Annotated in this window: 4 protein-coding genes and 1 pseudogene; 2 read left to right on the top strand and 3 right to left on the bottom strand. The window is 71.1% G+C overall.

Annotation, left to right across the window (positions count from 1 at the left end):
- Window positions 1-71: 71 nt before the first annotated feature.
- Window positions 72-1,052, bottom strand: coding sequence for a WYL domain-containing protein (locus G6020_RS02615; protein ID WP_182609568.1), 981 nt, complete (start codon window positions 1,050-1,052; stop codon window positions 72-74).
- Window positions 1,053-1,157: 105 nt separating this feature from the next.
- Here G6020_RS02615 and G6020_RS02610 point away from each other — a divergent pair, with 105 nt between their 5' ends.
- Entirely contained in the window at window positions 1,158-1,613 is a 456-nt protein-coding gene (locus tag G6020_RS02610; protein WP_182609567.1) for a VOC family protein, read from the top strand.
- 124 nt (window positions 1,614-1,737) lie between these two features.
- On the top strand, window positions 1,738-2,412 hold the full coding sequence (locus tag G6020_RS02605) for a nitroreductase family protein (protein WP_182609566.1): 675 nt from the start codon (window positions 1,738-1,740) through the stop codon (window positions 2,410-2,412).
- A 30-nt stretch (window positions 2,413-2,442) separates the two neighbouring features.
- Here the strand turns inward: G6020_RS02605 and G6020_RS02600 are convergent, their stop codons facing one another.
- Complete coding sequence (locus G6020_RS02600) at window positions 2,443-2,679, bottom strand: hypothetical protein (RefSeq protein ID WP_179525086.1); 237 nt, start codon at window positions 2,677-2,679, stop codon at window positions 2,443-2,445.
- Between the two features lie 4 nt (window positions 2,680-2,683).
- A pseudogene (locus G6020_RS02595) lies at window positions 2,684-2,956 on the bottom strand (IMPACT family protein); the annotation flags it as partial.

Raw genomic sequence — 2,956 nt, 5'->3', positions numbered from 1 at the left:
TCAGCCGCACCGACCACGTCCACGCGTCCACCCGCACTGCCATAGGGCGAGGATAGCGAGACCGGTCGTCGCTAACCGGTCGGGACACCGTCACGGGGTGTCCGCGCGGCGGCCAGCCGGGTCTCGAGCTCCCGCGCCGCCCGGAGCAGTCCGTCGGGGCCGAGGACGCGGAACCCGGCGTCGAAACGCACGACCGCGGCGATCACGCCGGCCCAGGACCACGACCCGAGCGTCACCCGGGTGGAGTGCGCCGACAGCGCCTCGACCTCGCCGTCGTGCACCCAGCGGGCCACGTCAATCACGGGGAGGTCGATCACGACCTCCCCGACGCACGGCCACGCGTCGTCGTGGGCGGACCCCTTCGACCGGCTCGCGAGGAATCCCGTCGCGGTGCCGGTCGGGATCCCCCTGGCCTCGAAGGCGGGCCCGGTGGGTAGTCGTGGGGTCATGCGATCCACCCGGAACGTCCGCCAGTCGTCCCTGTCCAGGTCCCACGCGACCAGGTACCAGCGTCCGTTCCGCGCCACCACCCCGTGCGGTTGTGTCCGCCGGGACGGTGAATCGGGGTCGCGGTAGCCGAAGCGCAGGGTCATCCTCCTCCGCACCGCCTCGCTGACGGCCTCCACGACGGCGGGGGTGACGCCGGTGGAGTCGACTCCGGTGGGGTGGGCTGAGTTGTCGAACCGGATCCCGTCGATCCGGTGCCGCAGTCGTGAGGGCATCACCTGTCGTACCGTCGCCAGCGCGCGGTGCGCGGCATCACCCATCTCGACACCCGCGGCGGCCGAGTGTCGCAGGGCGATGGCGATCGCGACCGCCTGGTCGTCGTCGAACCTCAGGGGCGGCAACTCCGTCCCCGACTCCATCCGGTACCCGCCGTCGGGCCCCTTCACCGCCTGGATCCGGTACCCCAACTCGCGGAGGCGGTCCACGTCACGACGCACGGTGCGGGTCGTCACCTCCAGGCGCTGCGCCAACTCCTCACCCCGCCAACTCCTCGGGGACTGCAGGAGGGAGAGCAACGCCAGTGTCCGCTCGGGAGCTCCGCTCATGGTCCCATTCTCCCGGAAAAGAGGACACCCCGTGTCCTCGAGCCCCGACACGATGGAGCCGAGCGGCAGATCGCCGCGGATCCGGTCCCACCCGAGGGAGTCACCATGTCAGTCACCACCACCACACATCTCAACCTGCCCGGCACCGCACGGGAGGCGCTCGCGCACTACCAGCGCGCCTTCGGCGGCGAGGTGCACATCACGACCTATGGCGAGGTCGGGATGCCCCAGGACGCCCCGGACGCCGGGAAGGTGGTCTTCGGCCGCGTCACCGCGGACTGCGGCTTCAGCGTCATGGCGTACGACATCCCCGGACGCGACGAGCCCTTCGGTGGTCTCACGACCCGCCAGAACGGCATGACGGTGACCGATCAGCCGTTCTTCGACTCCGTCAGCGTCAGCTCCCTCGGTGAGGCGGAGGGGTACTGGAGCGCACTCGCCGAGGGTGCGACGGTCATCGAGCCCCTCGCGGCGTCCGCGTGGAGCGCCGGCTTCGGGATGCTGACGGACCGGTTCGGCGTCACCTGGAGCGTGGACGTGGCCGGGAACCCGGCGGACTGATCCCACCGCGGTCACCCGGTTGCACGAAGGATCCGGCCGGGGCTCGGGACGGGCCCCGGCCGGGGGCCGCGTGCCCCCCGTGCGAGACTGACATCACAGTCCCGCACGACCTCCTGGAGGGCCCATGACCGACGCCGCCGCCACGCTCGAGCGGATCCTCGACGACCGCTACAGCTGCCGAGGGTTCACCTCCGACCCCGTTCCCGAGGAGACGATCGACCGGATCCTGCAGATGGCCCAGCGCACGGCGTCCTGGTGCAACTCGCAGGCGTGGCAGGTCGACCTGGTGACCGGGCACGCGACAACCGAGTTCGGCAAGCACCTCACGGAGTACGTGTTGGCCAACGGGATGCGCTCGGACCTGCCGGCACCCGAGCGCTACGAGGGCGTGTACGGCGAACGGCGGCGGGCCAGCGGGTACGGCCTCTACACCGCGCTGGGCATCGAGCGCTCGGACAAGGAGGCACGGCTCACGCAGATGCTGGAGAACTACCGGTTCTTCGGCGCCCCGCACGTCGCGGTGATCACCTCGGACGCGGGCCTGGGCACCTACGGCGCGGTGGACTGCGGTGGCTATGTGGCGACGTTCCTCGCGGCGGCGTCCTCGCTGGGCGTGGCCACCTGCGCCCAGGCCGCGCTCGCGCTCTACTCGGACGGGGTCCGCGAGCACCTCGGGATCGGTGAGGACCGGCTGATCGTGTGCGGGATCGCCTTCGGCTACGCCGACCCCGAGCACCCCGCCAACACCTTCCGGGCCGATCGGGCGGATCTCACCGACGTGGTCCGCCGCCACGGCTGACCGGGGACGCCCACGGTCGATCCGGATCCGTCAGTACAGTTCGCGATTCTTGGGCTTGCCCGAGATGGCCTGGCGCACCTGGTTGCCTTTGTAGATCGCCACGATCCCGGCGAGGATCGCCACCACGGTGAAGAACGAGCTGGCGAACAACGCGATCGGCAGCGCCACCACGGTCACGCCCAGCGCGATCGCCGTGGTGCGCGCATCCTTGCGCACCTGCTGCTTCTGGACCTCGATCGAGTTCGGTTGGTAGGGCTGCATGCTCATACCGTCAGGATTCCATATCTCGGCACCGCACCGCGTTCTCGGTGGTCGCCACCCCTGCGGGTTGCCACTCGACCCCACCGGAGGTCCGGGTCGCCAGGATCGGCCCCAGCACCTCGAGCTCCCCGGCGACGGTCAACACCACCCGCCGGCCGTGGTCCACGCCGAGCACCCGCGCACCCGCCCCGCGGACTGCTCCCTCGAGGCCTCCCGCCACCGAGTGGTCGACCTCGGCACGCCACGCCGGCGTCCGCGTGACCTCCACGACCCGACCCGTCCG

The sequence above is a fragment of the Dietzia sp. B19 genome, from assembly GCF_014145155.1.
Lineage (GTDB): Bacteria > Actinomycetota > Actinomycetes > Mycobacteriales > Mycobacteriaceae > Dietzia > Dietzia natronolimnaea.
The sequence above is the reverse complement of the archived record's forward strand: the minus strand, read 5'-3'. Positions and strand labels throughout refer to the sequence as shown.